We start from the raw sequence: 26,397 nt of genomic DNA, 5'->3' as shown, positions 1-26,397 counted from the left end.
ACGACAGCGCGCATGGGCGACGCCGCACCGCTACATGGCCGGCGCCTGCGCTGCACGAGCCTGCTCGCGCGCAGCGACGAGCGAACGGATGCTTGCGCGATCGGCCGCCGTCGTCGGCGTGAAGATCACGAGGCTCAGATCCGCACGGCCGATCACGGCGAACGCCGAGTATTCGAGCGTGATCCGCCCCGCGTGCGGATGGCGGATCTCCTTCGTTCCTTCGTCGTGCGAGCGGATATCGTGGTCGCGCCACAGCGCGTCGAATTCGGCGCTCGTCGCGCGCATCTCGTCGATGAAGGCCTGGACGGCCTGGGTTGCGCCGCCGCGCGCGATGTCGGCGCGGAACGCGCCCACCGCGAACCGCGCGACGCGGTCCCAGTTCGGTTGCGCGTCGCGCACGCGCGGATCGACGAAGATCAGCCGCAGGATGTTGCGCGCGACCGGCGGCAGCGTCGCATAGTCGGTCAGCGTCGCGGCGGCCGCGGCGTTCCATGCGACCACGTCCCAGGTCGCCGTGCGCACGATCGCGGGGCTCGCGTCGAGCGCATCGAGCACGTGCTGCAGGCGCGGCGTCACGCCGCCGCTCGCGTGATAACGCACTTCGGGCGGATGGCCGACGCCGAGCAGGAACAGATGCTCGCGCTCGGCGTCGTCGAGCAGCAAGGCACGGGCGAGCCGGTCGAGCACGTCGGCCGACGGCGCGCCGCCGCGCCCCTGTTCGAGCCACGTGTACCACGCGGTGCTCACGTGCGCGCGCTGCGCGACTTCCTCGCGCCGCAGGCCCGGCGTGCGGCGCCGCGTCGACGGCAGCCCGAGCGCGGCGGGGTCGAGTTTCTCGCGGCGGTCCCGAAGGTACGCGCCGAGCAGGTTGTCGGGGGCGTCAGCCATAGCCTGTTAGTTCGTTTACCGGTAAACCGTCACGTCTTCACCGCGCGCGGCGGCCGGCAGATAGTAAGCCTCCATTTCATCCGGAGGTGTTGAACATGCGTGTCTTCGTTACAGGAGCGTCGGGCTTCGTCGGCTCCGCGGTCGTTGCCGAACTCGTGGCCGCCGGGCATGCGGTGCTCGGCCTCGCGCGTTCCGACGCCGCCGCGGCAGCGATCGCGGCCGCCGGCGCGCAGGTGCATCGCGGGTCGCTCGAGGATGCCGACAGCCTGACGCGCGGCGCCGAGTCCGCCGACGCGGTCATCCATACGGGATTCAATCACGACTTCTCGCGCTTCGCTGAAAACTGCGAACTCGACCGCCGCGCGATCGAGACGATCGGCGCGGTGCTGGAAGGGTCGGCGCGGCCGCTCGTCGTCACGTCGGGGCTCGCGCTGGTGGCACCGGGCCGCGCGGCGACCGAGGACGATCCGCACGTGCCGGTGTCGGCGGCCTATCCGCGCGCGTCGGAAGCGACGGCGCACGCGCTCGAAGCGCGCGGCGTGCATGCGTCCGTCGTGCGCCTGCCGCCGTCGGTGCACGGCGACGGCGACCACGCGTTCGTGCCGCGCCTGATCGCGTTCGCACGCGAGCGACGGGTATCCGCTTACGTCGGCGAGGGCGAGAACCGCTGGCCGGCCGTGCATCGGCTGGACGCGGCGCGCGTGTACCGGCTCGCAGTCGAGCGCGGTGCGCGCGGCGCGCGCTACCACGCGGTCGACGACACGGGCGTGCCGTTTCGCGAGATCGCGACCGTGATCGGCCGGCGGCTCGATCTGCCCGTTGCGTCGATCTCGGCCGAGCAGGCGCGCGAGCACTTCGGCTGGTTCGCTATGTTCGTCGGAATGGATGCGCCCGCAACCAGCGAGCGCACGCGCGCGGCGCTCGGCTGGGCGCCGACGCAGCCGGGGCTGTTGGCCGACATCGACCGGCCGCAGTACTTCGCGAGCTGACGCACGCGCGAGCAGCGCATGCGGCGCGCGTGTCGCGGCGCATCGCTGCATCGCTGCGGTGACGCTTCGATCCCCGGACATTCGGGCGCACGGGTAGTCGGGCACCCGGATGTTCGGACTGTTAGACGCCCGTGCCGAACCGCCGAACCGTCGAACCTACCGGCCGCCGTAAGGCGCTCCCTGCACCGACCGGCTGCGGTCACGCCGTCGAACCCAAACCTTTCGATCGTGCGCCGCCGCCGGCGCACACCGCCCCTCATTCCACCGGATGCAGATCCTGCAGCAGCGTCGGCACGAGTTCGGACACGGTCGGATGGATATGCATCGCGCGGCTGATGGTCGTATAAGGCGCGCGCGCGGCCATCACGTCGAGCAGCCCGTGCACGACTTCGTCGCCGGTCACGCCGAGGATCGACGCGCCTAGCAGCGCGTGGTCGTCCGCATCGACGATCACCTTCATGAAGCCGAGGCTCTCGCCTTTTTCGACCGCGCGGCCGACGCGCGTCATCGGCCGCGTGCCGACCAGCAGCCGGCGGCCGGTCTGCCTCGCCTGCGCGAGCGTCATCCCGACGCGGCCGAGCGGCGGATCGATGTACAGCGCATAGGCGGGAATGCGGTCGGACACTTTGCGCGGATCGTCGTCGAGCAGGTTCGCCGCGACGATCTCGTAGTCGTTGTACGCGGTGTGCGTGAACGCGCCGCGTCCGTTGCAGTCGCCGAGCGCCCAGATGCCCGGGACGTTGGTGCGCAATTGCTCGTCGACGGCGATGTAGCCGCGCGAGTCCGTCGCGACGCCGGCCCGTTCGAGGCCGAGATCGTCGGTGTTCGGCACGCGGCCCACTGCCAGCAGCAGATGCGAGCCGGCCACTTCGCGGCCGCCGCCGTCGCAATCGAGACCGACCACGACGCGCTCGCCGTCGCGTCGCGCGCGCAGGCAGTTCGCGCCGAGCTGCACGTCGATGCCTTCGCCGGCGAGGATCTCCTGCACGGCCTGCGAGACGTCGTCGTCCTCGCGCTGGATCAGGCGCGGCCCTTTCTCGACGATGGTGACCCGCGCGCCGAAGCGGCGGTACATCTGACCGAACTCGAGCCCGATGTAGCTGCCGCCGACGATCACCAGATGCTCGGGCACGAAATCGACGTCCATCATCGTCGAGTTGGTCAGGTACGGCACCGTGTCGAGACCCGGTATCGGCGGAATCTGCGCGCGGCCGCCGACGTTGATGAAGATCCGCTCGGCCTGGAGCAACGCGTCGCCGACGCGCACCGTGTCGGCCTGCTCGAAGCGAGCATGACCCTGCAACACGGTCGTATGGTCGAGCCCGCGCACCCATTGCTCGACGCCGTGGTTCGAGCGGCCGGCGATCGCGTCCTTGCGCGCCTTCACGGCCTTCATGTCGACGCTGACCGGGCCGGCCGACACGCCGTATTCGTGCGCGCGCCGCGCGAGGTGCGCCGCGTAGGCGCTGGCGATCAGCGTCTTGGTCGGAATGCAGCCGGTGTTCACGCAGGTGCCGCCGAACCGGCCGCGCTCGACGATCGCGACTTTCATGCCGGCGCCCGCGAGGCGCGCGGCGAGTGGCGGCCCGGCTTGCCCGGTGCCGATGACGATCGCGTCGAAGTGTTGCGTCATGACGTCCTCCTGCGCTGGTTCAACGTGGGAACGGAGCGCGCAAGCCGCATGCCGGGCCGGCGCGCGCGAACGGCGGCGAGCGCCCATGGTAGACCGGTTGGCGCCGCCCCGCACGTGCGGCCGCGCTTTCGGCGGCCCGCGAAGCGTGCCAGAATCGGTGGCTTCCCGGTCCGGGACGGACGCGCAGGCGCCGGCGTCGCGGCGTCGCAAGGCAAAGGAGACTTCGATGACTGCATCGGCTGCCGTACTCGCCATTCTGGCTGCGCTCTGGCTCGGCGCGATGATTCCGGGCCCCAGCTTCGTGCTGGTCGCCCGCAATTCGATCGGGCTGTCGCGCCGCGACGGGCTCGCGACCGCGCTCGGCATGGGCGTGGGCGGCATCGCGTTCGGCGGCGTCGCGCTCGCCGGGCTCTATACGCTGCTGCAGGCGGTCGAGTGGCTGTATGTCGCGCTCAAGCTGGCGGGCGGCGCGTATCTGATCTACATGGCGTCGAAGATCTGGCGCGGCGCGGACCGGCCGATCGCGATGGACGATCCGCGGGCCGGCGCGGCGGGCAGCGCGCGCAAGTCGTTCCTGGCCGGCCTCACGACCCAGCTGAGCAACCCGAAGACTGCGATCTGGTACGGCAGCATCTTCGCGGCGCTGCTGCCGCAACATCCGCCGCTGTGGTGCTACCTGGCGCTGCCGCCGCTCGTGTTCGCGGTCGAGTTCGGCTGGTACACGATCGTCGCGCTGTGCTTCTCCACCCGCCGGCCGCGCGAGCTGTATCTCCGGGCGAGGAAGTGGGTCGACCGCATCGCGGCCGGTGCGATCGCGCTGCTCGGGCTGCGGCTGATCCTGAACGCGCCGAAGGCCGGGATCTGACGCGACGCGCGGTTGGCGAATCCGCCATGCACTGACTCCCCGTCACCACGGCCGGCCGATGGTCCGGCTGCGAGCGATCGCGTTCGGCACGAGTAAGGCTCATGGAACCCGTTCGACCGTCGTCGCGAGCCCGGCCGGCTTGCTCGCCGGCGGCCAGCAGCCGCCGCGCGGTGCGGTGCCGTCCCGGCCGGCGCGCCCGCGATCGGCTCGCGAGCCTTGTGCGGCGGGCGTTCCCGCCGGCCGCACGCGGTGCGGTGCCGCATCGCTTTCCCGATTCTGGCGGGCGACCGCGCGACGACGTGTAAACTGCTGCCTTTTTTGACGGTTTGCAGCATGGTGCAAGCACCTCCGCGCCCGGCGCTGAGCGGCCCGACGCTCGTCCGGCTGCTCGCGCGCCTGACCGATGCCGACGTCGCGGAATCCCGGCAGACGCTGTCGGACCGCCTGAGCCAATGGCTCGGCTGGACCGACGCGATCACGCTGTCGTCGGCACTGAATGCGAACCCGCCCGCTGTCGCGGCCGGCGTGCGCGGCTACGACGCCGAGCGCGACAGCGCGCGCGTGCGCCACGACCTCGCGCAGGCGATCACGGGCGCCCTTCGGCCGCGCACGCGGCGGCGCGCCGGCGAGATGCCGCCGCCGCCCGCCGACACGGCCGATTTCGCGGACTTCCGCCAGCAGTGTCTGTCCCTGCAGCAGGAGATGGAGACGGCGATCGGCCAGTTGCGCGCGCGCCTGCGCGTCGCGCTCGCCGCGCGTTCGTCCGCGCTGGCGCGGCTCGCGACGCTCGACGCGATCATGGAGCGCGTGCTCGGCGCGCGTGAGCGCAGCCTGCTGGGCGCCGTGCCCGCGTTGCTCGGCACGCGCTTCGAGCGGCTGCGCGACGCGGAGCGGCAGGCGCTCGCCGACGCGCAAGCAGCGGCCGATGCCGATGCCGATGCCGCGCCCGACGCGCCGAGCCCCGCGCCGGTCACGCCGGTCGTGCCGGGTACGTGGCTCGACACGTTCCGCGACGAGATGCAAAGCATCCTGCTGGCCGAACTCGAAGTCCGGTTTCAAACGGTGGACGGGCTGCTCGCGGCCCTTCGCACCAGCTAATTCCCAAGCTATGTCCAGAATTCGTCTTGATCTCGTTGTGTTCATCGCCGGCCTGCTCGCAGTGGGCTGGATCGGCGCCGGCTATGTCGCGTCGAACCCGCTTGCGGCCGCCGTCACGCTGCTGATCGGCGCGTGCTACGTCGCCGGTGCGTGGGAGCTGCAGCGTTACCGGCAGGCCACGGCCACGCTGACGCGCGCGGTGGCCGGTTTGACCGAGCCGCCGGCGACGCTCGACACGTGGCTCGATACGCTGCACCCCGGGCTGCGCGGCGCGGTGCGCGCGCGCGTCGAGGGCGCGCGCGTCGCGCTGCCGGGTCCGGCGCTGACGCCTTATCTCGTCGGCCTGCTCGTGCTGCTCGGCATGCTCGGCACGCTGCTCGGGATGGTCGTGACATTGAAAGGCACGGGCGCCGCGCTCGAAAGCGCCACCGACCTCGATGCGATTCGCGCGTCGCTGATCGCGCCCGTCAAGGGCCTCGGTTTCGCGTTCGGCACGTCGATCGCGGGTGTCGCGACGTCCGCGATGCTCGGCTTGCTGTCGGCGCTCGTGCGGCGCGAACGCATCGAGGCAGCGCAGCTGCTCGACGCGAAGATCGCGACGACGCTGCGCGTGCACTCGTCCGCGCATCAGCGCGACGAATCGTTCCGGCTGCTGCAGCGCCAGGCCGACGTGATGCCCGCGCTGGTCGACCGGCTGCACACGATGATGACGGCGCTCGACGCACGCAGCGCCGCGTTGCACGATCGCCAGATCGAAAGCCAGCACGCCTTCTTCGAGCGCACCGAGCGCGCGTATGCGGGCCTTGCCGCGAACGTCGGCGACGCGTTGAAGGAGAGCGCCGCCGAAAGCGCGCGCGTGGCCGGCGCTGCGCTGCAGCCGGTCGTCGCCGCGACGATGACGGGGCTCGCGCAGGAGATGGCCGCGCTGCGCGACACCGTGACGGGCGCGGTGCAGCGCCAGCTCGACGCGCTGGCCGGCGGCTTCGAGCAGACCACCGCCGACGTGACGGCCGCGTGGGGCCGCGCGCTCGACGAGCAGCGCCGCGCCGGCGACGCCGTCGCGCAGCAGCTGCAGACGACGCTCGGCCGGTTCACCGACACCTTCGCGCAGCGTTCGAGCGATCTGCTCGACGGCGTCGCGACGCGCCTCGAGTCTACCGAAGGCCGTCTGTCCGACGCGTGGCGCGATGCGCTCGCGCAGCAGCAGCAGGTCGGCGACGCGCTGGCCGACCGGCATGCGCGCGCGCTCGGCGAAGCCGCGGCCACGTTCGAACGACACTCGGCGGCCGCACTCGTCGCGATGCGCGACGCGCATGCGGGGTTGCAGACGCAACTGGCTGCACGCGACGAGGAGCGTCTGGCTGCATGGAGCGACTCGCTCGCCGCGATGGCCGCGAAGCTCGGCGACGAATGGCAGCGTGCGGGCGTGCACAGCGCAGGCCGTCAGCAGGAGATCTGCGATGCGCTCGCACAGACGACGCGCGATCTGACCGCGCAGGCGGCGACGTTCGAGCAACGCTCGAACGATCTGCTGTCGACGATTCGCGATTCGCACGCGGGCCTGCAAACGCAACTCGCCGCACGCGACGAGGAACGTCTGGCTGCATGGAGCGACTCGCTCGCCGCGATGGCCGCGAAGCTCGGCGACGAATGGCAGCGCGCGGGCGTGCACAGCGTAGGCCGTCAGCAGGAGATCTGCGACGCGCTCGCACAGACCACACGCGATCTGACCGCGCAAGCCGCGACGTTCGAACGACGCTCGAACGATCTGCTGTCGACGATTCGCGATTCGCATGCAGGCCTGCAAACGCAGCTCGCCGCGCGCGACGAGGAGCGTCTGGCCGCATGGAGCGACTCGCTGGCGGCCCTGGCCGCCGTGCTGCGTGACGAATGGGCGCAGACGAGCGCGCACGCGGCGACGCGCCAGCAGGACATCTGCGACACGCTGGCACGCACCGCCAACGAGATCACCGCACAGGCGCAGGCGCACGCGAGCGACACGATCAACGAAATCTCGCGCCTCGTGCAGGCCGCATCGGAAGCGCCGAAGGCCGCGGCGGACGTCGTCGCCGAATTGCGCCAGCGTCTGTCCGACAGCATGGTGCGCGACACGGCGATGCTCGACGAGCGCAGCCGCCTGCTCGCGACGCTCGAAACCCTGCTCGGCGCGGTCAATCATGCATCGACCGAGCAGCGCACCGCGATCGATGCGCTCGTCAGCACGTCGGCCGATCTGCTCGAACGCGTCGGCGCGCGCTTCAACGACGCCGTCGATGCCGAGACGCGCAAGCTCGATTCCGTGGCGGCGCAGGTGACGGCGGGCGCAGTCGAGGTCGCGAGCCTCGGCGATGCGTTCGGCGCGGCCGTGCAGGTGTTCGGCGAATCGAACGACAAGCTGCTGAGCCACCTGCAACGCATCGAGGCCGCGCTCGAGAAATCGCTCGCGCGCAGCGACGAGCAGCTCGAGTACTACGTCGCGCAGGCGCGCGAGGTGATCGACCTCAGCATGATGTCGCAGAAGCAGATCGTCGAGGATCTGCAGCAGATTGCCGGTCGGCGCGCATCGGTCGGAGCGTAAGACATGCATGACGAAATCGACGACGGCGCGCCCGCCGCGCCGGTCTGGCCCGCGTTCGCCGACCTGATGTCGGTGCTGCTCGGCGCCTTCGTGCTGATCCTCGTCGGCGTGATCGGCATGCAATTGCAGCTGACGTCGAAGCTCGAGGAAGCCGTGCGCGCGCGCCGGCAGGAAGCGCAGCAGCGCGCGTCGCTGGAGCAGGCGCTCGCGGGGCCGCTCGCGGCCGGTCGCGTGACGCTCGTGAACGGGCGCATCGGGATCAGCGGCAACGTGCTGTTCGCGTTGAACTCGGACCAGTTGCAGCCGGCCGGCCGCGATCTGCTGAAGACGCTGGCCGGGCCGCTCGCCGCGTACCTGAAGACGCGCGACGAGATCCTGATGGTCAGCGGCTTCGCCGACGATCAGCAGGTGCGCGCCGGCAACCGCCTGTTCGCGGACAACTGGGAGTTGTCGGCGAAGCGCGCGCTGACCGTCACGCGCGCGCTGATCGACGCCGGCGTGCCGGCGCCGTCGGTGTTCGCGGCGGCGTTCGGCTCGCAGCAGCCGGTCAGCTCGAACGCCGACGACGAAGGCCGCGCGAAGAACCGCCGCGTGGAGATTGCGCCGGTGCCGCGCAAGAGCGCGTCGAATGGAGGAACGGCGAAGTGACGGTGGACGCGACGCAGGTGCGCGCGATGCTCGACGGATGGCGCGAGCAGCGCGCCGACCGGCTCGACCCGGTGCGCTTTCATCGGCTCGACGCGCTCGCCAAACGCGCGGCCGCGCTGGACGGCGATGCGCGCGCGCTGCTCGACGCGCGGTTCGCGACGCTGCTCGACGCGTTCGCCGCGATCGTGGCGCGCGCGAGCGAAGGCATAAACGTAGCTGCAACCGCAACCGCAGCTGCGTGCGACAGCGCGCATGCCGGCGCGCAGGGGCCTGCGCGCGGCGCACTCGCCGGGCTCGTCGCGCGGCTCGCGCGCGATGCGCAGGCCGACCGGCGCGGGATCGATCCCGAGCTGATCGACTACTTCCGCGCGACGTGGTCGAAGGTCCGCACCGAGCAGCAGTACCGCCAGTCGCTCGACCAGGTGCCGCGCAACGCGGGACCGCTCAATTCGAACAGCCTCGTGCATCGGTCGCTCGCGACGATGCGCGAGCTGTCACCCGACTACCTGCAGCAGTTCCTGTCGTATATCGATGCGCTGGCATGGCTCGAGGATCTGGCCGGCGGCCCGCCGCCCGACAAGGATGCGCCGCGCGCCAAGGCAGCGAAGTCCGGCAAGCCCGCGAAGAAAGTCGCGCGGGTGAGGGCGCGATGACGCCCGTTGCGGTGCTTCGCTAGCGGCTCGGCGTCTGCGCGTCGATCGTCGCGCGCAGTGCGAGCAGCGCATCGGTCAGCGCCGGCGCGAAGTGCGGATGCGCGGCGATACCGGCCGCATCGAGCCCGCTGCCGAGGATCGGTAGCGCGATCGACGCGCGCTCGACGATGCATGCGGACATCACCGCCAGCGTTTCCCGCAGCGCCGCGTCCGCGTGCGTCGCGCGCGGCGACGCGTTCAGTACCGCGACCGGCTTGTACACGACCGCCTCGCATCCGACGATCCAGTCCAGCGCGTTCTTCATCACGCCCGTCACGCCGTGCGCGTATTCCGGGCTCGCGATCAGCACGCCGTGCGCCGCGTTCAGCCGTTCGATCAAGTCGTGCACCGCGGGCGGCGTCGGAGATTTGATATCCGGATTGAACAGTGGAAACTCGCCGAGCCGTTCGAAGCGCACGATGCGCATCCCGTGCGGTGCGACGCGGGCCGCCGCATCGAGCAGCGCTGCGTTGTGCGATTGGGCGCGCAGGCTGCCGCACAGCGCGATGATGTCGACGCGGTGCGCGCGATCGGTTCGGGGTTCGTCGGCCATCGGCGGGTGGGTTGGCGGTGTAGGGGCGCGGCGTCGTCGCGTGGGTTCGACGGATTATCGCACCGGTGCGCGTTCGGGGCGCGCCGGCGCGAAGCGCGGATGCGCGCCGCTCATCGAACCGACGATCGCCGCCGCGTTACACGGCCTCACACCACAGCGCGCATACCCAACGCGTGCCGCATCCGCGCAAACAACCCGTGCTGCGCGATCCATTCCGCATACGCGCGATAGTCCAGATCGCGCATCAGATGCCGTTCCTCCGTCTTCGCGCGCGTGTAGTAGATCAGGTTCACCGCGACGAGCCTCGCACAGTGCATCAGCGCGACCTGCCAGCCGAGCGGCTCGACGAACGGCACCGATACCATCCAGTACGACAGGTTCTTCGTGATGTAGGCCGGATGCTTCGTGAACCGGTACGGGCCCGACGTGATGATCCCGCGGTTCGTGAGATTCGAGAACCGCAGCCCGAACGAGATCGTCGACAGCGCGTAGGTCATCAGCAACAAGATGATCGCGCCGCCCCAGATCACGCGCAGCGTCGGCGCGGACAGCAGCCAGTTGTCCCAGAACAGCGAGCCTTCGTAGCGGATGTAGTTGTTCGAGATCAGCGACCAGAACGGCTGATAGCAGATCAGCGCGGCGCCCCAGCCGAGCGTGGTCGGCTCGACGGTGCGAACGTGGCTGTCGAGAATGCGGAACGTGCACAGGTAGCCGACGGTGCCGAACATCAGGTCCATCGTGAACGACAGGTCGTACAGGAACACGAAGGTCGCGAGCGTCATCGGCGCGTGCAGCGCGTTCGCGAGCGATGTGCTCAGGTGATCGGCGTCCTTCGACAGGTACACGGTCATCAGCGGCAGGAAGAACGCCTTCACGCCCCAGCCGGCGAGCATCTCGCGCACGGGCTGCCAGTTCGCCGGCCGCTCGCGACGCAACAGGTAGCGGCCCCACAGCAGATAGGCGTCGTCGGTGTCGCGCTGGTGGCGGTCCATCCACGCGAAGTAGAACGGCGCCGCGACGATCACGTACGGCGCCAGCGAGCGCAGCAGCGACCAGAACGGCAGATAGAACGCGCCGTGATATTCGGGGAGCAGCCAGTAGATCGCGCCGATGCCCGCGTAGATCGACGTGAGCGCGCCGAGGCGCGTCGCGACGCGCGCGAGCCCCAGCGGGCGCAGTGCCTGCCGCGACAGCCCGGCGCTCGGGCGCAGATACACGCGCGAGACGAAGATTTCGTGCAGCGCGATCGTGCCGATGATCGCGACGCTCGCGATCACGGCGCGGGTCGCCGCGTCGAGCGCCGGCTGGTCGCGCGTGACCCACAGCGCGACCAGCCCGGCCGCGATGCCGAGCAGCCCGGCGCGAAACGGCGTGGCGGAGCGCGGCGGACGATCGTGGACTGCTGCAATGCCGTCGATGGTGGAATTCATGATCGGATCCTCGTCGGGAGGTGGGCCGGCGTCCCCGCTTGGCGGATGACGCCGGCCGTCGGCCGGGCTCCGTATCGGAATGGGCCCGGCCACTGGCCTGTCGTTCTGATGGGTGAAGCGTTACTTCTTCGGCGCGGTGGCGCCGAGCAGACCGCCGAGCAGGTTCGTCACCGGCGCGAGCAGGTTGGTCGCGCCGCCCGCGGTGCTGCCCGAACTGCCGGACAGGCCGGCCGTCACGGTGCCGCTGCCGGACGGCGTCGTCACCGTCCCGACCGCGCCGCCCGGGCTCGCCGTGCCGACAGCGCCGAGCGCACCGGTCGGCGACGTCAACGAACCCGTCAGCGTGCCGACCGGGCCGCTCGTCAGCGCGCCGCCGAGGTTGCCGGTCACGCCGCCGCCGGGCGTCGTCACCGTGCCGGTGAGGCTGGCGCCGAGCGGCGTCAGCGCGTTCACGAGGCCCGTGACCGGCGCCAGCAAGCCGCCGACGCCCGCGCCACCGTTGCCGCCGGTGCCGCTGGTACCACCCGTACCGCTCGAACCGATGCCGCCGAGCGTGCCCGTCACGGTGCCGAGCAGCGCGGTGATCGGGGCGAGCGGGTTGGTGCCGCTCGTTCCACTCGTCCCGCTCGTTCCGCTGGTGCCGCCCGAGCCGCTCGAACTGCTGCCGCCGCCGAGCCCGCCCGTCAACGTGCCGAGCAGGCCGGTGATCGGCGCGAGCGGGTTCGTGCCGCTGCTGGAACTGCCGCTGCCGCCGTACAGCAGGCCGCCGGCCGATGCCACCGTGTTGCCGAGCTGCGCGACGGTATTGCCGGTGCTCGCGCCGACGGGGTTGCCGGTCGTGCTGCCGATCTGCGAGCCCGCGAGGCCCAGGCCGCTGCCGAGTGTGCCGAGCAGCCCGTTGAGCGGGGCGCCGAGCAGCGTCGCGCCGCCGAGCGTCTGCGTGGCGCCGGGCGTCGTGGCACCGCCGGTCAGCGTGTTGGTGATCGGATTGATCACGCTGCCGAGCTGCGTCTCTAGCTGCTGGACCGGGGCGCTGCTCAGCGCCGTGTTCAACGCCGACGCGGTGGAGTTCACCGCGGTGCCGACCGTATTGACGAGGCTGCCTACCTGCGTCGTCGCCGGCGCGAGCGGCGACAGCGGACCGCTGCCGAGGCTCGTCACCGCGTTGCCGAGATTGTTGACCGCGCCGCCCGCGCCGGTCAGCAGGCCGGTGGTCGACGTGAGCGTCGGGCCGAGCGGGTTCGGCGACACGCCGATCGAGCCGAGGCCCCCCGCGATGCCGCTGCCGAGCGACTGCACGCCGTTGCCGAGGCTCGTGACGGCATTGCCCACGCTGGCGGCCGTCGTCGGGTGCGTGCCGGGCACTTGCACGCCGCCGATCTGCGAGCCGCCGTTCGCGACGGTGGTGCCGAGGGCGGTGACCAGCGTGCCGGTTTGCTGAAGGACGTTGCCGAGCGGGGTGGTGGCGGTGCCGGAAGTGCCCGAGGTGCCTGAGGTGCCCGAAGTGCCCGAAGTGCCCGAAGTGCCCGAAGTACCCGAAGTACCCGAAGTACCCGAAGTACCCGAAGTACCCGAAGTACCCGAAGTACCCGAAGTACCCGAAGTGCCCGAAGTGCCCGAAGTGCCCGAAGTGCCCGAAGTGCCCGAAGTGCCCGAAGTGCCCGAAGTGCCCGAAGTGCCCGAAGTGCCCGAAGTGCCCGAAGTACCCGAAGTACCCGAAGTACCCGAAGTACCCGAAGTACCCGAAGTACCCGAAGTACCCGAAGTACCCGAAGTACCCGAAGTACCCGAAGTACCCGAAGTACCCGAAGTACCCGAAGTACCCGAGGTGCCCGAGGTGCCCGAGGTACCCGAAGTACCCGAAGTACCCGAAGTACCCGAAGTACCCGAAGTACCCGAGGTGCCCGAAGTGCCTGAAGTGCCCGAAGTGCCCGAAGTCCCCGAGCTACCGCCGCCCGACGTACCCGACGAACCGCCGCCCGATGTCCCCGACGTCCCCGACGTGCTCGGCTTGATCGACGGCGTCACCGGCCCGTCGACCGATCCGCAGCCATACAGCGTGACGACCGACAAGGCGGCTAGCGCCACCGTCGTTTTCTTGAAGTAATGATGCATGTTGGCCTCGACATTGGAAGTTGTGTCCGAGCCAACACTGCAAATTCCGCGCCACGACATGTTGTGCGCGATCCATGCGCGCTTTGTTGCGGGAATCGGGAAGATTGCGGTGATTTAAACGGGGGAAGGCAGGTTTCCGCGAGACGGCGCCGCGTGCTGCACGAATCGCCCGCCGCGGTGTTCCCGCCAGTCGCCGTAACGCCGCGCCGGATGTTACGTAGCGTCCTGCCCGCCGTCGTGCGTGCCCGGGCGCCCGGCCGGCGCGATGGGCGACGCCTTTGACGAAACGCCCGTACGCCGCGAACATCACGCGAAACCCACCGGAAACCCACCGGGCCGCAGGCGACGCCGACGCGGCCCACTTCGAACAGGACATCGACATGAGCGAACAGGACAGGGAGCAGGGCAAGACGCGCCGCGCGGCGGTGATGGGCGACGCTTTCGTCGAACGCGCGATGCGCGATCTCGACGGTTTTTCGCGTCCGCTGCAGAACTGGCTGAACGAGCACGCATGGGGCAGCACGTGGCAACGCGGCGGCATCGACCTGAAGACGCGCAGCCTCTGCACGTGCGCGATGCTCGCGGCGCTCGGCCGCAGCACGGAGCTGAAGGGCCACGTGCGCGGCGCGCTCAACAACGGCGCGAGCCTCGTCGAGATCCGCGAGGTGCTGCTGCACAGCGCGCTTTACGCCGGCGCGCCGGCCGCGGTGGAGGCGTTTCGCAGCGCGCGCGAGGTCATCGCCGAGCTTGGATTGTCATTGCCCGACGACGAAGCCTGAGCCGCGTCGCCGAAGCGGGCCGCGTGCGCGCATGCGCCGCGGCGGCGTCACCGCGCGCGACGCGCGGCGCGGTTCATGACCGCGGCCGAGCCGTGCCGACTCGAGCGAGCGGCTCGCGGCTTCACGCCCGCCGCGGCGCCGCCCAACGCGATCAGTGCTCGACGTGCGCGCGCGCTGCACCCGCATCGACGGGCGCCGCGGCGACTTCGAGCAACCAGTCCGCCGTCGCGTCCGGAATCGTGACGGGCAGCATATGCCCGCCTTCCACGACCTTCAGCCGCACGCGGGGCGACTTCTGCGCGAGCGCTTCGCCATGCGTGCGCCAGTCGAGGATCGGATCGGCGTGGCCGTACAGCACGTCGACGGGCACCGTGAGGTCCGCATAGCGGCGCTCCATCGCCGGCAGGTCGACCGGCGCGGACAACAGGTCCGTCGCGGTCGCATAGAACACGTGCGGACGCAGCCCGAGCAACCCGCCGCCCTTCACCGCGAAGTCGTCCGGCACCGCGTCGGGCGCGAACACGTGCGCGACGGCCTTGCGCCCGGTCAGGATGGTCATCGGGATCGCGAAGGTCCACGACACGAAGCGGCGCACCAGCGGCGACGGCAGCATCAGCGGCTTGAACGGGCCGGGCGGCGCACTCAGTTCGTGCGACAGCGGCGCGATCAGCGCGAGCCGGCTCACGTGCTCCGGATGGTTGAGCCCGACCGCGAGCGCGATCGCGCCGCCGAGCGAGTGGCCGACGAGCACGGGCCGCTCGAGCTTCAGCGCGTCCATGAACGCCGCGATCGTGCGCGCCTGCGCGAACACGTTCGCCTGCGAGCCGGCGCCGCGCAGCGAGCGGCCGGCGCCCGGCCGATCGACGAGGATCACGCGATGCTGCTGCGCGAGTCGCGTGAGCGGCAGATACGCAAAATTGCGCCATTGCCCGGCGAGCCCGTGCACGAACACGAGCGGCGGGCCGCTGCCGTACTCGACGTAGTGGAGGCGATCGCCGTCGATGTCGACGAAACGCCCTTCGGGCGGAAACGCGCGCGTCACGCGGTGCGCGACGTAGGCGGAGAACAACGCGAGCGCGACGAGCACGGCGACGACGCCGAGCAGCACGTTCAGGATCAGATGCAGCGTGTGGGTCATGTCGGCCTCAACGGGTTTCGAGTACGGGGTCGGCAGCCGGCGCGGCGGCCGGGCCGGTTTGCGCGCGGCGTTCGAAGCGCATCGCCGAGTCGGCGAGCCCGCTGAACTTCAGCGATGCGAGATCGAGCACGTAGTTCTGGTGAAACTTCCACGGCTTGCGATGGCCCTGCTTCGGCAGTATGCCGGCCGCGCGCTGGATGTAGCCGGAGCTCAGGTTCACGGCCGGCACGTCGCCGAGCTCGCCGGCGCCGAGCCGCGGCACGCAGGTGTCGTAGCCGTGCGCGCGCACGTGGTTCAGCAGCCGGCAGACGTAGCGCGCGATCAGCTCGGCCTTCAGCGTCCACGACGCGTTCGTGTAGCCGAACGACGACGCGAGGTTCGGGACGTCGCTGTACATCATGCCCTTGTAGGACACCGTCTGCGCGAGGTCGACCGGGCGGCCGTCCACCGTGACGCGCGCGCCGCCGAGCATCTTCACCTTCAGCCCGGTCGCGGTGACGATCACGTCGGCGTCGAGCCGCTGGCCGCTCTTGAGCTGCAGGCCGGTCGGCGTGAAGCGTTCGATCTCGTCGGTGACGATCGACGCGCGGCCCGTGCGGATCGACTTGAACAGGTCGCCGTTCGGCACGAGGCACACGCGCTGGTCCCACGGCATGTAGCGCGGCGTCAGATGCTTCGCGACGTCGAAGCCGGGGCCGAGCTGCCGGCTCGCGGCGCGGATGATGAACCGCTTCGTGCGTTCGGGCTTGCGGCGCGACACGTTGTAGAGGTACATCGTCAGCAGCACGTTCTTGATCCGCACCAGCCGGTGCGCGAACCGCGACGGCAGCACGCGGCGCAACGCGTTGGCGATCCGGTCGCGCGCGGGCAGCGACACGATGTAGGTCGGCGAGCGCTGCAGCATCGTCACGTGCTTCGCCTCGGCCGCCATCGCGGGCACCAGCGTGACGGCCGTCGCGCCGCTGCCGATCACCACCACGCGCCGGTTCGCGTACGACAGGTCCTTCGGCCATTGCTGCGGATGCACGATCCGGCCTCCGAACGATTCCATGCCGGGCCAGTCGGGCAGGTAGCCGCCGTCGTAGTCGTAATAGCCGCTGCACATGTAGAGGAAGCGGCACGTATAGACGAGCGCGTCGGCCGCGCCGCCGCCGCTGCGCTCGACGCGCACCGTCCAGCGCGCGCTGGCCGAATCCCAGTCGGCCGCGACGACCTTCTGGCCGAAGCGGATCGTCCTGTCGATGCCGTACGCGCGCGCCGTGTCGCGAATGTAGTCGAGGATCGTCTGGCCGTCCGAGATCGCGTTGTCGCTGTGCCACGGGCGGAAGCTGTAGCCGAGCGTGAACATGTCGGAATCCGAGCGCACGCCCGGATAGCGGAACAGGTCCCAGGTGCCGCCGATCGCGTCGCGCGCCTCGACGATCGCCACGCTCGCATGCGGGCAACGCTTTTTCAGATGACAGGCCGCGCCGATGCCGGACAGCCCGGCGCCGACGATCAACACGTCGAGGTCGCGGCTCTCGCCGGGATCGCGGCGCGCGTCGCGCTGGTCGGTGGTGGTCGAGCTCATGCGGGGTCCTTGGTCGGTGACGTGGGCAGCGCGGCCGGCCCGTGCGCCCGCGCGAGATTGCGCGCGCGGGCGCGGCGCACGTGGCGCAGGACGAGCCGCTGATAGCCGGCGCCGAGCAGGCGCGCGATCTTGTCGAGGCGGCGCGCATCGGCGCCGACCAGCACGCGGCGCGCATTGCGCTCGACGCCCGCGAGGATCTGCCGCGCGGCGTCGTCGGCGGTCGTCGCGTCGATCAGGCGGTTCGCCTGGCGGCGGTGGGTCGCTTCGTCCTGCCCGGTGAGCGCGTGGATGCTGGTGTCGACGCGGCTCGCGTCGACGATGCCGGTCGCGACGCCGCCCGGATGCACGCAGGTCGCGCTGACCGGCGCGCCGTCGAGTTCGAGCTCCATCCGCAGCGCTTCGGTGAAGCCGCGCACCGCGAACTTCGTCGCGTTGTACGCGCTCTGCGTCGGCATCGCGACGAGCCCGAACAGGCTCGACGTGTTGACGACGTGTCCGTCGCGCGACGCGCGCAGATGCGGCAGGAACGCCTGCGTGCCATGCACGACGCCCCAGAAATTGACGCCGACGATCCATTCGAGATCGTCGATGCGCGCGGTTTCCGCGCTCGCGGCCAGCGATACGCCCGCGTTGTTGAAGATCAGATTGACCTTGCCGTGCTCGGCCCGCACGAACTCCGCCCATGCGAACACAGCGTCGCGGTCCGCGACGTCGAGCCGCCGCGTGCTGGTGCGCACGCCGTATTGCGCGCACGCGGCGGCCGTGGCCGCGAGCCCGACGTCGTTCACGTCGGCGAGCGCGACCGCGCAGCCGCGCCGCGCCAGCTCGACCGCGAGACTGCGGCCCATGCCAGAACCGGCGCCGGTGATCGCGGCGACCTTGCCGGAAAATCCCTTCATGCGTCTTCCTCCCGTTCCGCTTGCGCTGCGTCCGCGGCGCGCTTATTGTGGTGTTGTTCGTCACCACCTTAGTTTTCGGGCGTCCCGATGTCAAACAGCGAAATGGAGAAAGCCCTCGAAACGCCAAAGCGGGGCCGCGCTTACGGCGGCGTGGCGCACGAAGTCCGGGCGGCCGGGCGGCGCGACGCGCTGCTGCGCGCCGCGACGCAGGTGTTCGGCACGGTGGGGTTCCGCAAGGCGACCGTGCGGTCGATCTGCCAGGAGGCGAAGCTCAACGATCGCTACTTCTACGCCGCGTTCGACAGCGCCGAGGCGCTGCTGCGCGCGACCTACCTGCATCACGCGCAGCAACTGCACGGCGCGGTCGCGCGCGCGGTGGCGGCGCGCGGCGGCGACCTCGACGCGCGCGTCGACGCGGGGCTCGCGGCGTTCTTCGGCTACCTGCGCGACCCGTGTGCGGCGCGCGTGCTGCTGCTCGAAGTGATGGGCGTGAGCGCAGAAACCGATGCGACCTACCAGCGGATGCTGCTCGATTTCGGCAAGCTGATCATGGAGATCGGCGCGACGCCCGAGGCCGCGACGCCCGCCGAACGCATCGAGCAGCGGCTCGTCGGGCTTGCGCTGGTCGGCGCGATGACCAACGTCGGCGCGGCGTGGCTGCTCACCGGCCATCGCGATCCCGAGGCGCAGATGGTCGCGAGTTGCCGGAAGGTGCTGCTGGGCACGTTGCGGCAAGACGGGTAGCGGCCGGCCAGCAGGCGCGCGAGGCGCCGACTTTCAAACTTTCCGACTTGCCCGACCGGCATGCGGCCGCGTGACTAAGCCGCTCCGGGCGCGCGGCGCGCCGCGCGTTTCGACGCCGTTGCGCGCGCCGGTGCGGTTGGCCGTGCGGTTCCGATGCACGCTTTCATCGCGTCGACGAACGCGCGCACTTTCCGCGACGGCATGCGCGTCGACGGATACACCGCGTGGATCCCGGCCCGCGCCGAGCGCCATGCGGGCAACAGCCGCACCAGCCGGCCGGCCGCCACGTCGTCCGCGATCGAGAAATCCGTCAGGAGCCCGAAGCCGCCGCCCGCGAGCGCGATCGCGCGGCACGCGGTCGCGGTGTTCGAGACGACCGGCGCGACGCAGCGCACCGACGCGTGAGCGCCGCGCGCATGGTGGAGTTCGAGCGTATGCGGGCGCGGCAGCGTCGACAGCATCACGAACGGCAGCGCGGCGAGCGCGTCCGGATCGCGCGGCAGCCCGTAGCGCGCGACGAACGCGGGGCTCGCCACGAGCCATTTCTCGTATTCGCCGAGCTGCACCGCGCGGTAGTTCGAATCGGCGAGCCGGCCGATGCGGATCGCAACGTCGAGGTTGTCCGCGACGAGATCGACGACCCGATCGTTCGCGATCAGCTCGACGTCGAGCGCCGGATGCGCGTCGCGCAACGCGACGATCGCCGGCGCGACCACCAGCGCGCCGTAGTCGATCGGCACGCTCACGCGCAGCGTGCCGCGCAGCGGCCCCGCGTCGGACGACGCGGCGTCGAGCGCGGCTTCCGCCGCACGCAGGATGTCGCGGCACGCATCGTAGAACGCACGCCCCGCGTCGGTCACGCTCAGGCGCCGCGTGGTGCGCACCAGCAGGTTCGCGCCGACCTCGGATTCGAGCCGCTGCATGTGCGTGCTGACGACCGTCTTCGCCAGCCCGAGCCGCTCCGCGGCGGCCGTCAGCGAGCCGGCATCGACCACCGCGACGAAGATCGCCAGCCGGTTCAGGTTCACGTCGCGTAGATCGGCCATCGTCGATTGTCCTATGAAAGAGGATGATGTTTCCGCGATTATCCGTCTTCTGCGCAGCAACGGCGCACGTTACGCTGGGGCCGTTCGTCGCCGAATTCCGGCGGCGCGAGATCCAGGAGCCTTGCCATGTCTGCTGCCAACCAGCCTGCCCGTCCGGTTCGCGTCTATTCGTTCCCGCTGTCCGGGCATGCGCACCGCGTCCGTCTGTTCCTGTCGCTGCTCGGCGTGCCGTTCGACACGATCGACGTCGATCTGGCCGGCGGCGCGCAGCGCGAGCCCGCGTTCCTCGCGCTCAACCCGCTCGGCCAGGTGCCGGTGATCGACGACGACGGCATCGTGCTGGCCGATTCGAACGCGATCCTGGTCTATCTCGCGAAGCGCTATGGCGACGCCCACTGGCTGCCGGACGACGCGCTCGGCGCGGCCACCGTGCAGCGCTGGCTGTCGTACGCAGCGGGACCGATCGCGTCGGGGCCGGCGGCCGCGCGGCTCGTCACCGTGTTCAACGCGACGCTCGATCACGACGCGGCCAAGCGCACCGCCGCGAAGGTGCTCGCCGCGATCGACGGCGAGCTGGCCGGCAAGCCGTTCGCGGCCGGCGCGCAGCCGACGATCGCCGACGTCGCCGCGTACACGTACATCGCGCATGCGCCGGAAGGCGGCGTGTCGCTCGAGCCGTATCCGCACGTGCGCGCGTGGCTCGCGCGCGTCGAGGCGCTGCCGGGTTTCGTCGGGATGCCGGCGACGCGCGCCGGCTTGCTCGCCGCGTGACGCGCGGCGGATCGACACGCGTAACCACCGGGAGAACGAGATGATCGCGCCGAGCGCCGCCGTACCGGGCTGGGAACTCGAGGTGCCGCCGTTTCATGCGGGCGAGCTCGCCGTGCAGCAGCGTGCCGGCGTGACCGAGGCCGCTGGTGCGGGCGGCCGGCGCGGCATTCGCCGCTTCATGCCGGACCAGCACCGGACCTTCTTTGCGCAGCTGCCGTTGTTCGTGCTCGGCGGCGTCGATGCGCACGGCCAGCCGTGGGCGACGCTGCGGGTCGGCATGCCGGGCTTCGTGACGGCGCCGGACCCGCGCACGCTGCGCATCGACGGCGATGCGTTGCCCGGCGATCCGCTCGCCGGCACGTGGCGGCCCGGCGTGCCGTTCGGCGGGCTCGGCATCGAGTTCGATACGCGTCGGCGCAATCGCGTGAACGGCGTCGTGCGCGCGGTCGACGGCGGTGCGCTGACGGTTGCGGTCGACCAGAGCTTCGGCAATTGCGCGAAGTACATCCAGGCGCGCAAGCCGGTGCGCGTGCCGCGTGAGGGCGAGCGGTCCGCGGCTGATGCGGCGCCCGAGGTGTCGGACCGGCTGAGCGACGCCGATCGCGTGCTGCTCGCGCAGGCCGATACGTTCTTCGTCGCGAGCGCGAACACGGCGGCGGCTGCCGGCCCCGCGCGCGGCGCCGACGTGTCGCATCGCGGCGGGATGCCGGGCTTCGTGCGCGTCGACGATGCCCACACGCTGACCACGCCCGATTTCAGCGGCAACCGCTTCTTCAACACGCTCGGCAATCTGCAGCTCGATCCGCGCGCGGGCCTGCTGTTCGTCGATTTCGACAGCGGCGACCTGCTGTACGTCGCCGCCGATGCGGAGATCGTGTGGGACGGGCCGCTCGTCGCGTCGTTCGACGGCGCGCAGCGCGTCGTGCGTTTTCGGGTGCGCGAAGTGCGGCGCACGCGTCGCGTGCTGCCGTTGCGCTGGTCGCCGGTCGAGCGGGCGCCGCAGTTTGCGGCGTCGACGCGAGCGCCGGCCGCGACGGCTTCGCAAACGGCGGCGTCGCATGTGCCGACGCCCGCATCCGCCGCGCCGTCGGCGTCCGGCTGGCGCGCGCTGCGCGTCGCGAAGATCGTCGACGAAGCGCGCGCGATGCGCTCGTTTCATTTCGAGGCGGCGGACGGCGGCGCGCTGCCCGCATACGAAGCCGGTCAGCATCTGACGCTGCGCGTCGCGCTGCCGGGCGGCGATGCGCCGGCGATCCGCAGCTACACGCTGTCGGATGCGCCCGGCGCCGCCCATTACCGGATCACCGTGAAGCGGGAAGGGCGCGTGTCGGCGTGGCTGCACGACCACGCGCGCGCCGGCATGACGCTCGACGCGCAGATGCCGCGCGGCCGCTTCACGTTCGACGTCGCGAGCCCGCGACCGGCCGTGCTGGTGTCGGCCGGCATCGGCATCACGCCGATGATGGCGATGCTGCGACGCGCGCTGGCCGACGACAGCGCGTCGCGCCGCGTGGTGTTCGTGCACGGTGCGCGCGACGCGGCCGACCGGCCGTTCGCCGCCGAGCTCGCGCGTCTCGCACATGCCGATGCGCGCGTGTCGCTGCACTGCTTCGACAGCCGCGCGCAGCGCGACGGCGCGGGCCGCATCGACGTCGCGCAGCTCAAGCGCATCCTGCCGTTCGACGACTACGACTTCTACCTGTGCGGGCCGGCCGCCTTCATGCGCGAGCTGTACGACGGGCTGCGCGCGCTGAACGTCGCGGACGAGCGGATCCGTTTCGAGGCGTTCGGGCCGTCGAGCGTCGTGCGTACGACGCACCGAGCCGATCGCACGTCGCCGGCGGCGAGCGTGCCCGTGGTGTTTCGGCGCTCGGCGCGCGACGCCGAATGGACGCCCGCCGACGGCACGCTGCTCGAATTCGCCGAAAGCCGCGGCGTGACGGTGCCGTCGGATTGCCGCGCCGGCTCGTGCGGGACCTGCGCGACGCGTGTGCTGTCCGGCGCGGTCGACTACCTGCACGCATACGACGCAGCGGTCGAACCCGGCTGCGCGCTGCTGTGCGTCGCGCAGCCGGCCGCACGGGCCGGCGAGCCGCTCGTGCTCGACCGTTGACGCACACGCGGCAACGCTGCGACACGCCGTCGCACGACGCGTGCTGCGCTAAAACCGCGCGCAACTGCTTCTTTTTCCGGAGACCTGTCGGACCGACGATAGCGTCAACCGATCGAACAAAGGAGCAACATCATGAAACTGTTCAGCATGATCCGTCTGGTTCTGTGGAGTTTCTTCGGCGTGCGCAACAGCAAGTCGCACGCGTCCGACCTCGCGAACGTCAATTTCACGCTGCTCCCGTTCGTCGCGATCGTGCTCGCCGTGCTGGTCGGCGCGGTGATCTACGGCGTCGTTCATCTGGTCGCCGATCCGACCGCGACGATGCAGGGGTTCTGAACGATGGCCGAAACGCGCGCGAGTCGTCGCGCGCGTTTCGCGGTTCGCCCGGGCGTTGCACGTTGCCCGGCGAGCGCCGCTGCGGCGCGTCCTTCGCTCTAGTCGTTCTCCTCGCTTCAATCGCGTCGTCCCGCTTGACCTGCCTGGCGCGCAGCGCGAGCTTCACCCCATTCCCCGACCCGTTCCCGTGCCCGCGGTAAAATGCGCGCCGCGCCGCGATGCCGCGCGCGACGGGCATCCCGCCGTTCCGACGAACGGCGCGCACACAGGCCCGCCGCGCGCGCCGCGGCGTTCGAAGCGTTCCCCGCACGACACGCCCGCGCGAAGCCGCCGGCCGCCCGCTGCGCCGCCGATCCACCGATCGGCGGCCAGGCCGGCGCCCGGCGCGTCAGCGGCTCAGATGCCCCAACCTGCGCTATCCCGACCGATCGGCCCGCACGCGGCCCGATCGCGCGGCGCGTCCGACGCACGGCGGGTCGAGCACGCGCACGGCGTCTGTCCGGCACCGTCGCGGCGGCGTGCGCTGCGTGTTTCCCAGGTTCAGCGCGTTTCGACAGGAACGAGCGGCAAGTTTTCCATCCAGAACGATGACGGTGAATAGAACAATCGCGTTGGCCGCACGGCGGCGGCGCACGAAGGTCGGCTTGGGCGTGGGCCTCGGCATCACGCTTTTCGCGGCGCAGGCCGCGGCCGCGCCGGGCGACGCGCGACCGGCTTCGGATGCCGATGCGGCCGGCGGCGCGACGCTGCCGGCGATCACGGTCAGCGGCGAACGCGGCAGCGCGCTGCGCGCGCGCGAAGCGTCGGTCGCCGGCCTCGACGATGCGCCGCTGCGCGATACGCCGGCGTCGGTCAGTGTCGTCACGCGCGCGCTGATCGACGATCAGCAGGCGAAGCGCCTGTCGGACGTGCTGCGCAACGACGCGTCGGTGGTCAACGACTATGCGCCGGTCGGCTATTTCGAGGGCTTCGCGATTCGCGGCTTTCCGGTCGATCTCGCGAGCGCGATCCGGATCGACGGCCTGACGGTGTCCGGCGAACAGAACGTGCCGCTCGAGAACAAGGAGCGCGTCGAGATCCTGAAGGGGCTCGCCGGCATCGACGGCGGCGTGGTCGCGCCGGGCGGCGTGATCAACTTCGTGACGAAGCGCGCGGCCGACGTCGCGAGCGTGACGGCCGGTGTCGACAGCCGTGGCTCGACGTCGGCGGCCGTGGATCTCGGCCGGCGCTTCGGCGCCGATCATCAGTTCGGCTTCCGGATCAATGCGGCGAAGGAGAATATGCACTCCTACGTCGACGACACGAACGGGCGGCGCACGTTCGGCTCGATCGCCGCCGACTGGGACATCAGCCCGCGCGCGAGCCTGCAGCTCAATGCGGAATTCCAGCAGTGGATCCAGCGCTCGGCGCCCGGCTACCAGCTGCTCGGCGGCACGGTCGTGCCGTCGGTCAAGACGACCTCGAAGGCGCTCGGCACGCAGCCGTGGGCGAAGCCGGTGACGACCGACGCGCTGAACCTGAACGCGCGCTTCGACTACCAGTTCAGCGACGACTGGAAAGCCTACGTCGCGGCCGGCCGCAGCCGCACGATGATCGACGACAACAGCGCGTTCCCGTACGGCTGCTCTTACGCGGCGAGCTGCGCGGGCGGCGCGACCTCGCCGTTCTTCTTCGGCGCGAACGGCGACTACGACGTGTACGACTTCCGCAGCCCGGGCGAATACCGCCGCAACGACGACCTGCGTGCGGTCACCACCGGCAAGTTCGCGACCGGCCCGCTGCGCCACGAGCTGACGCTCGGCATCAGCGTGCAGCGTCGCGTCGTGCATATGGCCGATGCCGTGTACGACTACGTGGGCAGCGAGAACGTCTACGGGCCGGACGTCGCGTTCCCGCCGTCGCCGAACACGCCGGGGCCGTTGTATCCGCGGCTCGACGCGTGGCAATACGGCGTGTTCGGGCTGGATCGCATCAGCCTCGGCGAGCACTGGCAGCTGCTGGCGGGCGGCAAGGAAGTGCTGCTGCGCCAGCGCAACTGGGACAGCATCGACGGCGATGCGACGCATACCGATCGCTCGGTGTTCCTGCCGCAGGTCGCGCTCGTCTACAAGCCGGTAACGGCGTTGTCGCTGTATGCGTCGTACAGCAAGGCGCTGTCGCTCGGCGATCAGGCGCCGGTGCGCGCGACCAACGCGTATGCGTTCCTGCCGCCGGTCGAGTCGCATCAATTCGAACTCGGCGCGAAATACGACTGGCTCGACCGGATGAGCATCACGGCCGCCGTGTTCTCGATCAGCAAGCCGTTCCAGTTCGCGGACCCCGACGCATCGGGCGCGAGCTACACGTTCGTGCAACGCGGCACGCAACGGCACCAGGGGATCGAGCTGGGTGCGACCGGCCGGCTGACCGAGCGCATGGCGCTGAGCGCGAGCGTCGCGGCGATTCGCGCGCGTGCCTACGATTCCGGCTCGCCGGCGTACGAGGGGCACCAGATCATCAACGTGCCGGCGCTGCGCGCGTCGCTGTATGCGGACTACGCCGTGCCGCACGTCGCGGGGCTGAACCTGCTCGGCGGCGTCGAGTACAGCGCGGGCCGCAACGCGAACGAAGAGGGCACCGCGCGCGTGCCGTCGTGGTTCGTGTTCAATCTCGGCGCGCGCTATACGACGAAGATCGGCGGCCATCGCACGGTGCTGCGCGTGTCGGTCGACAACCTGTTCAACAAGTTCTACTGGCGCGACGCGGGCGAGCAGCAGGGCGACGCGTACCTGTTCCCGGGCGCGCCGCGTACCGCGCGCGTATCGTTGACCTATGATTTCTGATGGTCCGGTGTGCGCGGCATGACGCGCGCCGCCGGCCGTTACCCAGGAGAGCACAGACGATGTCCCCACTCGAAATCGCCGGCGTGATCGTCAGCGCGCTGGCGATCTGGCTGACCGCGAAGCGGCGCATGCTGTGCTGGCCGGTCGGCCTCGCGTCGGTCGCGCTGTACGGCTGGATCTTCTTCGACGCGAAGCTCTATTCCGACATGCTGCTGCAGGGCGCGTTCGCGGTGCTGCAGGTGTACGGCTGGCGCCGCTGGATCGCGCAGCGTGAGCTGGACGCCGGCAGCGCGGGCGCTGCGCCGGCCGGCGACGTCGCGCCCGTGACCGGCGTGCGGCCGCGGCAGATGTTGCCCGACCTGATCGCGGCGGTCGTCGGCAGCGCGCTGCTCGGCGGAATGATGGCGCGCTGGACCGATGCGGCGCTGCCGTTCGTCGATGCGTCGCTGACCGCGTTCAGCCTCGTCGCGCAGTACTGGACCGCGCGACGCTACATCGCGTCGTGGGGGCTGTGGATCGTCGTGAACGTCGTGTACGTCGGGATGTTCGTGTTCAAGGCGCTGTATCTGACCGCCGGGCTCTATGCGCTGTTCATCGCGCTGGCGGTGATCGGCTGGCGCGACTGGCGTCGCTCGGCCGACGCATTGCATGCGGCGACGAGCCCGGTCGCCTGACACCTCACGGAGCAAC

Annotated in this window: 22 protein-coding genes; 13 read left to right on the top strand and 9 right to left on the bottom strand. The window is 70.8% G+C overall.

What is annotated here, in order from left to right:
• Positions 1-30: 30 nt before the first annotated feature.
• Positions 31-888: a helix-turn-helix transcriptional regulator gene (locus AK36_RS08150; RefSeq protein WP_045578244.1), complete on the bottom strand. Its 858-nt coding sequence runs from the start codon at positions 886-888 to the stop codon at positions 31-33.
• A gap of 95 nt (positions 889-983) precedes the next feature.
• On the opposite strand from AK36_RS08150, the gene AK36_RS08145 reads away from it, so the two are divergent.
• Positions 984-1,877, top strand: coding sequence for an SDR family oxidoreductase (locus AK36_RS08145; RefSeq protein ID WP_045578243.1), 894 nt, complete (start codon positions 984-986; stop codon positions 1,875-1,877).
• Between the two features lie 256 nt (positions 1,878-2,133).
• On the opposite strand, the gene AK36_RS08140 is transcribed toward AK36_RS08145, so the two are convergent.
• Entirely contained in the window at positions 2,134-3,510 is a 1,377-nt protein-coding gene (locus tag AK36_RS08140) for an FAD-containing oxidoreductase (protein ID WP_011881419.1), read from the bottom strand.
• Between the two features lie 226 nt (positions 3,511-3,736).
• On the opposite strand from AK36_RS08140, the gene AK36_RS08135 reads away from it, so the two are divergent.
• The 5 genes from AK36_RS08135 to AK36_RS08115 all read left to right on the top strand — a co-directional run bounded on the left by AK36_RS08135 (position 3,737) and on the right by AK36_RS08115 (position 9,352).
• Complete coding sequence (locus AK36_RS08135) at positions 3,737-4,375, top strand: LysE family translocator (protein ID WP_011881420.1); 639 nt, start codon at positions 3,737-3,739, stop codon at positions 4,373-4,375.
• A 333-nt stretch (positions 4,376-4,708) separates the two neighbouring features.
• Positions 4,709-5,473, top strand: coding sequence for a DUF3348 domain-containing protein (locus AK36_RS08130; protein ID WP_011881421.1), 765 nt, complete (start codon positions 4,709-4,711; stop codon positions 5,471-5,473).
• A 10-nt stretch (positions 5,474-5,483) separates the two neighbouring features.
• Positions 5,484-8,051 carry a DUF802 domain-containing protein gene (locus tag AK36_RS08125; protein WP_045578242.1) on the top strand — a complete coding sequence of 856 codons (2,568 nt, stop codon included), beginning with the start codon at positions 5,484-5,486 and terminating at the stop codon, positions 8,049-8,051.
• A gap of 3 nt (positions 8,052-8,054) precedes the next feature.
• Positions 8,055-8,699, top strand: coding sequence for an OmpA family protein (locus AK36_RS08120; RefSeq protein ID WP_014724507.1), 645 nt, complete (start codon positions 8,055-8,057; stop codon positions 8,697-8,699).
• Positions 8,696-9,352: a DUF2894 domain-containing protein gene (locus tag AK36_RS08115; protein ID WP_045578241.1), complete on the top strand. Its 657-nt coding sequence runs from the start codon at positions 8,696-8,698 to the stop codon at positions 9,350-9,352. The genes AK36_RS08120 and AK36_RS08115 overlap by 4 nt, the downstream gene beginning before the upstream one ends.
• Positions 9,353-9,371: 19 nt before the next feature.
• Here the strand turns inward: AK36_RS08115 and AK36_RS08110 are convergent, their stop codons facing one another.
• From AK36_RS08110 to AK36_RS30830, 3 genes are all read right to left on the bottom strand, one after another.
• Positions 9,372-9,944, bottom strand: a complete 573-nt coding sequence (locus tag AK36_RS08110; protein WP_045578240.1) for an NADPH-dependent FMN reductase — start codon at positions 9,942-9,944, stop codon at positions 9,372-9,374.
• Positions 9,945-10,090: 146 nt separating this feature from the next.
• The gene (locus AK36_RS08105; protein ID WP_045578239.1) at positions 10,091-11,374 is read right to left on the bottom strand and encodes an isoprenylcysteine carboxylmethyltransferase family protein; all 1,284 of its coding nucleotides are present in this window, start codon (positions 11,372-11,374) and stop codon (positions 10,091-10,093) included.
• A 120-nt stretch (positions 11,375-11,494) separates the two neighbouring features.
• Positions 11,495-13,489, bottom strand: a complete 1,995-nt coding sequence (locus tag AK36_RS30830) for a collagen-like triple helix repeat-containing protein (protein WP_045578238.1) — start codon at positions 13,487-13,489, stop codon at positions 11,495-11,497.
• Between the two features lie 380 nt (positions 13,490-13,869).
• Between AK36_RS30830 and AK36_RS08095 the strand changes: the two genes are divergently transcribed.
• Positions 13,870-14,268, top strand: coding sequence for a carboxymuconolactone decarboxylase family protein (locus AK36_RS08095; protein ID WP_041494076.1), 399 nt, complete (start codon positions 13,870-13,872; stop codon positions 14,266-14,268).
• A gap of 151 nt (positions 14,269-14,419) precedes the next feature.
• Here the strand turns inward: AK36_RS08095 and AK36_RS08090 are convergent, their stop codons facing one another.
• Genes AK36_RS08090 through AK36_RS08080 form a run of 3 tightly spaced genes read right to left on the bottom strand, consistent with a single transcriptional unit; the run spans position 14,420 to position 17,875 of the window.
• Entirely contained in the window at positions 14,420-15,406 is a 987-nt protein-coding gene (locus AK36_RS08090) for an alpha/beta fold hydrolase (protein WP_011881429.1), read from the bottom strand.
• A 7-nt stretch (positions 15,407-15,413) separates the two neighbouring features.
• Positions 15,414-16,976, bottom strand: a complete 1,563-nt coding sequence (locus AK36_RS08085) for a flavin-containing monooxygenase (protein ID WP_045578237.1) — start codon at positions 16,974-16,976, stop codon at positions 15,414-15,416.
• Positions 16,973-17,875, bottom strand: a complete 903-nt coding sequence (locus AK36_RS08080; RefSeq protein WP_045578236.1) for an SDR family NAD(P)-dependent oxidoreductase — start codon at positions 17,873-17,875, stop codon at positions 16,973-16,975. The genes AK36_RS08085 and AK36_RS08080 overlap by 4 nt, the downstream gene beginning before the upstream one ends.
• Positions 17,876-17,962: 87 nt before the next feature.
• Here AK36_RS08080 and AK36_RS08075 point away from each other — a divergent pair, with 87 nt between their 5' ends.
• Complete coding sequence (locus tag AK36_RS08075) at positions 17,963-18,619, top strand: TetR/AcrR family transcriptional regulator (RefSeq protein WP_045578235.1); 657 nt, start codon at positions 17,963-17,965, stop codon at positions 18,617-18,619.
• Positions 18,620-18,693: 74 nt separating this feature from the next.
• Here the strand turns inward: AK36_RS08075 and AK36_RS08070 are convergent, their stop codons facing one another.
• Positions 18,694-19,665, bottom strand: a complete 972-nt coding sequence (locus AK36_RS08070) for a LysR family transcriptional regulator (RefSeq protein ID WP_034194924.1) — start codon at positions 19,663-19,665, stop codon at positions 18,694-18,696.
• A gap of 126 nt (positions 19,666-19,791) precedes the next feature.
• Between AK36_RS08070 and AK36_RS08065 the strand changes: the two genes are divergently transcribed.
• The 5 genes from AK36_RS08065 to pnuC all read left to right on the top strand — a co-directional run bounded on the left by AK36_RS08065 (position 19,792) and on the right by pnuC (position 26,381).
• Positions 19,792-20,436: a glutathione S-transferase family protein gene (locus AK36_RS08065; protein ID WP_011881434.1), complete on the top strand. Its 645-nt coding sequence runs from the start codon at positions 19,792-19,794 to the stop codon at positions 20,434-20,436.
• 40 nt (positions 20,437-20,476) lie between these two features.
• Positions 20,477-22,549 carry a 2Fe-2S iron-sulfur cluster-binding protein gene (locus tag AK36_RS08060; RefSeq protein WP_045578234.1) on the top strand — a complete coding sequence of 691 codons (2,073 nt, stop codon included), beginning with the start codon at positions 20,477-20,479 and terminating at the stop codon, positions 22,547-22,549.
• A 132-nt stretch (positions 22,550-22,681) separates the two neighbouring features.
• Positions 22,682-22,885, top strand: a complete 204-nt coding sequence (locus AK36_RS08055) for a DUF2970 domain-containing protein (protein ID WP_011881436.1) — start codon at positions 22,682-22,684, stop codon at positions 22,883-22,885.
• A 587-nt stretch (positions 22,886-23,472) separates the two neighbouring features.
• On the top strand, positions 23,473-25,707 hold the full coding sequence (locus tag AK36_RS08050) for a TonB-dependent siderophore receptor (RefSeq protein ID WP_045578233.1): 2,235 nt from the start codon (positions 23,473-23,475) through the stop codon (positions 25,705-25,707).
• Positions 25,708-25,766: 59 nt separating this feature from the next.
• Entirely contained in the window at positions 25,767-26,381 is a 615-nt protein-coding gene (gene pnuC / locus AK36_RS08045; protein ID WP_045578232.1) for a nicotinamide riboside transporter PnuC, read from the top strand.
• The last annotated feature ends 16 nt before the right edge of the window (positions 26,382-26,397 follow it).

Source organism: Burkholderia vietnamiensis LMG 10929, assembly GCF_000959445.1.
Lineage (GTDB): Bacteria > Pseudomonadota > Gammaproteobacteria > Burkholderiales > Burkholderiaceae > Burkholderia > Burkholderia vietnamiensis.
The sequence above is the reverse complement of the archived record's forward strand: the minus strand, read 5'-3'. Positions and strand labels throughout refer to the sequence as shown.

Coding starts and splice junctions, on each gene's coding strand:
- AK36_RS08150 (WP_045578244.1), bottom strand. CDS start 888: ATGGCTGACGCCCCCGACAACCTGCTCGGCGCGTACCTTCGGGACCGC.
- AK36_RS08145 (WP_045578243.1), top strand. CDS start 984: ATGCGTGTCTTCGTTACAGGAGCGTCGGGCTTCGTCGGCTCCGCGGTC.
- AK36_RS08140 (WP_011881419.1), bottom strand. CDS start 3,510: ATGACGCAACACTTCGACGCGATCGTCATCGGCACCGGGCAAGCCGGG.
- AK36_RS08135 (WP_011881420.1), top strand. CDS start 3,737: ATGACTGCATCGGCTGCCGTACTCGCCATTCTGGCTGCGCTCTGGCTC.
- AK36_RS08130 (WP_011881421.1), top strand. CDS start 4,709: ATGGTGCAAGCACCTCCGCGCCCGGCGCTGAGCGGCCCGACGCTCGTC.
- AK36_RS08125 (WP_045578242.1), top strand. CDS start 5,484: ATGTCCAGAATTCGTCTTGATCTCGTTGTGTTCATCGCCGGCCTGCTC.
- AK36_RS08120 (WP_014724507.1), top strand. CDS start 8,055: ATGCATGACGAAATCGACGACGGCGCGCCCGCCGCGCCGGTCTGGCCC.
- AK36_RS08110 (WP_045578240.1), bottom strand. CDS start 9,944: ATGGCCGACGAACCCCGAACCGATCGCGCGCACCGCGTCGACATCATC.
- AK36_RS08105 (WP_045578239.1), bottom strand. CDS start 11,374: ATGAATTCCACCATCGACGGCATTGCAGCAGTCCACGATCGTCCGCCG.
- AK36_RS30830 (WP_045578238.1), bottom strand. CDS start 13,489: ATGCATCATTACTTCAAGAAAACGACGGTGGCGCTAGCCGCCTTGTCG.
- AK36_RS08095 (WP_041494076.1), top strand. CDS start 13,870: ATGAGCGAACAGGACAGGGAGCAGGGCAAGACGCGCCGCGCGGCGGTG.
- AK36_RS08090 (WP_011881429.1), bottom strand. CDS start 15,406: ATGACCCACACGCTGCATCTGATCCTGAACGTGCTGCTCGGCGTCGTC.
- AK36_RS08085 (WP_045578237.1), bottom strand. CDS start 16,976: ATGAGCTCGACCACCACCGACCAGCGCGACGCGCGCCGCGATCCCGGC.
- AK36_RS08080 (WP_045578236.1), bottom strand. CDS start 17,875: ATGAAGGGATTTTCCGGCAAGGTCGCCGCGATCACCGGCGCCGGTTCT.
- AK36_RS08075 (WP_045578235.1), top strand. CDS start 17,963: ATGTCAAACAGCGAAATGGAGAAAGCCCTCGAAACGCCAAAGCGGGGC.
- AK36_RS08070 (WP_034194924.1), bottom strand. CDS start 19,665: ATGGCCGATCTACGCGACGTGAACCTGAACCGGCTGGCGATCTTCGTC.
- AK36_RS08065 (WP_011881434.1), top strand. CDS start 19,792: ATGTCTGCTGCCAACCAGCCTGCCCGTCCGGTTCGCGTCTATTCGTTC.
- AK36_RS08060 (WP_045578234.1), top strand. CDS start 20,477: ATGATCGCGCCGAGCGCCGCCGTACCGGGCTGGGAACTCGAGGTGCCG.
- AK36_RS08055 (WP_011881436.1), top strand. CDS start 22,682: ATGAAACTGTTCAGCATGATCCGTCTGGTTCTGTGGAGTTTCTTCGGC.
- AK36_RS08050 (WP_045578233.1), top strand. CDS start 23,473: ATGACGGTGAATAGAACAATCGCGTTGGCCGCACGGCGGCGGCGCACG.
- pnuC (WP_045578232.1), top strand. CDS start 25,767: ATGTCCCCACTCGAAATCGCCGGCGTGATCGTCAGCGCGCTGGCGATC.